Source organism: Microcystis sp. M_QC_C_20170808_M3Col (assembly GCF_007095505.1).
Lineage (GTDB): Bacteria > Cyanobacteriota > Cyanobacteriia > Cyanobacteriales > Microcystaceae > Microcystis.
The window spans coordinates 1-3,137 of sequence record NZ_SFBY01000170.1; the positions used below are offsets into that span (position 1 = coordinate 1).

Below are 3,137 nucleotides of genomic sequence, written 5' to 3' on the forward strand. Positions count from 1 at the left end.
TGGGATAGAGAGGTGCGTAGTTCACCCAAGGAGAATCAATCTCTCGAAGTAAAAGTGAAGGGAATTTCTGAAATGGAATTCAGTCTGTCTATATTTGACTATACTTTTACTAACTATGAGACGGGGAGGTTAATCAACAAAATTAGGGGAAAGAAAGGGCGCTAAGGGAGCAGAATCCGGTCCGATTGCGTCGAGAATTTCGCTGAAATCAACCCGATTAGCGAAATAATAGTGTCATCAACAATATCAGCCTCCTGGAGAGTTAAGATGCTCAGAAAACGTTTATTAATCCCCTTAATCTTATCCCTAGTCACTTTTGGTCTAGTGGTGGCCTGTAATTCCGGCACTCCCACTGGTCAAACTAACCCCAGTCCCGCAGAAAACGCCGCCACTGCTGCTATTCCCATCGGTGCAGCTTTGGCTCAAACCAGCAATCTCGCCCTATTGGGACAGGAACAGGTGATCGGTGTCAAGATGGCTGAAACATATTTTAATAAAAAGGGCGGAGTCAATGGAACACCGATTAAAGTTATTATCCAGGATGTGGCTGGGGATGAACCGGGAGCGATCAACGCCATCAATACCCTGATCACTCAAGATAAGGTGGTGGGTATTCTCGGTCCGTCCCTATCCCAACAAGCTTTTGCCGCTAGTCCGATCGCCGATCGAGCCAAAGTTCCTATTCTCGGTCCGTCTAACACCGCTAAAGGTATCCCCCAGATCGGTGAATATGTGGGTAGGGTGTCTGCTCCTGTGGCTGTGGTCGCTCCCAATGCGGTTAAAACCGCTTTAAAAATCGATCCCAAGATTAAAAAAGTGGCTGTCTTTTTTGCCCAAAATGATGCTTTTAGTAAATCGGAAACGGAAACTTTTCAAGAAACCCTGAAGAGTTTAAATCTTGATATTGTCACCGTGCAGAAATTCCAAACCACCGATACAGATTTTCAAAACCAAGCCACCGCCGCTATTAATATTAAACCGGATTTAGTGGTTATTTCTGGTTTGGTTGCTGACGGGGGCAATTTGGTCAAACAGTTGCGACAATTAGGCTATCAGGGGTTAATTATTGGTGGTAATGGTTTAAATACTTCTAATATTTTCCCGGTTTGTCAAGCTCAATGTGATGGCATTATCATTGCTCAAGCTTATAACCCGGAATTAGATAATCCTATTAATCGGGATTTTGTCGCCGCTTATACAGCAGAAAATAAAAAAGCACCGCCCCAATTTACCGCTCAAGCTTTTACGGGAATTCAAGTTTTTGTCGAGGCCTTAAAACGGGTAGATGATAAAAATAAACTCAGTACACTTTCCCTCGCACAAATTCGCCAACAATTAAATCAGGAAATTTTAGCGGGTAAGTATGTCACTGTCCTGGGAGATATTGCTTTTACTCCAGAAGGGGAAATCATTCAGGATAAATTCTCCGTGGCACAAATTAAAATGGATGCCGATGGTAAAAATGGTAAGTTTACTTTTGTGGAAAATTAATAAGTAAGTGGTTCTTCTCGTTTCTACCGCGTTGCAAGGGTCTCCCTTGCAACGCATTTCCAGAGGTTCTAGCTCCTGTGTAACCGATCAGGGAAGGGAGGAATATCCTCCCTTTTCTCATGCCAAGGTAGAACCTTGGCATGAGAAAAATATAAAGATTGTATTAAATTGTATTTTTAAATACAGTGCTGGGGTGGAAAGTGTGTTATATGACAATCCGCCAGTCTTTGGTGTTGGGTAGTGTGGTCTTAACCCAACCGACAAAACGGCGATCGCCGTTAACCTGACAGACCAGATTGGAAGCTTGTGCTGTTGATCTAGGATTATTTACCGATTAATGACTCTTTTCGGAAATTAGAGGACAATACCGTGCCAGTAATTATGGATTTTAACAACTTTCCCCGACCTTTCTTTTTTATTCTCAAGCGATGTCAAAGACCGGATTGAAACGTTAGTAGTTATAATTGTTTAGCACTCGATCAACAGGATTGATTTCTACTTTGAAGAAAATGAAGATAAAACACGCGATTAATTGGCATAAATTTCTGAGTTTTCTAATTATATTGGGCTTAATGGCTTTTTATAATAATTTTACCCCAGTCGCTTGGATATACCTTGCCCTGCACGGAACTTACGGTCTTATGTGGTTGATCAAGGATAGATTATATCCGGATCAACAATGGGAAAAAGAAATACCGTTGGCTATGGGAATATTTACCTTTATCGTTCTCGGTTTATATTGGGTTGCCCCTTTTATTATTGTTAGCGGGAAGGTCACGGCCGCCGCTCCTTTAATATCCGTGGCGATAGCGATCAATATTATGGGGGTATTTCTCCATTACGGTAGCGATGCCCAAAAGTATTTTACCCTTAAATATAGAGAAGGATTGATCACCGAAGGTTTCTTTAGTCGTAGTCGCAATCCCAACTATTTAGGAGAGATTTTAATTTATCTGAGTTTTGCCCTGTTAGCCCAACATTGGCTCCCTTTTCTGATTTTGGGGGGATTCGTCGCCGGGGTCTTCATTCCCAATATGCTTAAAAAAGACCGCTCCCTCTCCCGCTATCCTGAATTTGACGCTTACAAAGCGAAATCCGGATTGCTATTACCCAAGCTAATAAACTCCCGTCTGGATGCTCGCCAATCCACTCAAACCTAAGCAAAGTTAAGGTCTTTCTCGTAAAGATGAAGTATAACCTAATTTGCTGAGGAGATTAAACCGCACGGTGCGCTATTAAGTTTCATTTAGGGGGTATTAGACCGATGGAAGTGGAATAGTAGCATAGGGAAAGGTGCTAAACGGCAGGGAGCGGTTTAATTAATAATTAGGCTCTTCCCGCTTTGTATAGAACCTATTTGGTATCTCTCTTGTGACGCTTCACGGGTAAGAATTACAGGTATTTTGGCTAATTCGCTCTAATCCATACTGGGTAAGGATTTTGGGAAAGATACCAAATGGAATCTATCAAGTTCTTTTCGTTGCCTTCCTCAAGATATTTACACAACCAGGTTTGCACTGTGTTTCTTTGACATCCTCACCGCCGTAAACGGACGGTGATTCCCAAACCTCACGATTTAGGTTTCTGCTTCTTTCCCTTGCGGGGTTCCGCACCTGCCTTAACAGTTTTACTCTGTTCTGGTCTTA

Annotated in this window: 2 protein-coding genes and 1 pseudogene; all 3 read left to right on the plus strand. The window is 42.4% G+C overall.

Annotated features, from left to right (window positions below):
- The first annotated feature begins 267 nt into the window (after positions 1 to 267).
- Positions 268 to 1,491, plus strand: a complete 1,224-nt coding sequence (locus EWV84_RS07780; protein ID WP_287077547.1) for an ABC transporter substrate-binding protein — start codon at positions 268 to 270, stop codon at positions 1,489 to 1,491.
- A 321-nt stretch (positions 1,492 to 1,812) separates the two neighbouring features.
- Positions 1,813 to 1,938, plus strand: a pseudogene (locus tag EWV84_RS22830) (DUF4334 domain-containing protein); the annotation flags it as partial.
- A 62-nt stretch (positions 1,939 to 2,000) separates the two neighbouring features.
- Positions 2,001 to 2,651, plus strand: a complete 651-nt coding sequence (locus EWV84_RS07790) for a methyltransferase family protein (RefSeq protein ID WP_287077548.1) — start codon at positions 2,001 to 2,003, stop codon at positions 2,649 to 2,651.
- Positions 2,652 to 3,137 lie beyond the last annotated feature (486 nt).

Coding starts and splice junctions, on each gene's coding strand:
- EWV84_RS07780 (WP_287077547.1), top strand. CDS start 268: ATGCTCAGAAAACGTTTATTAATCCCCTTAATCTTATCCCTAGTCACT.
- EWV84_RS07790 (WP_287077548.1), top strand. CDS start 2,001: ATGAAGATAAAACACGCGATTAATTGGCATAAATTTCTGAGTTTTCTA.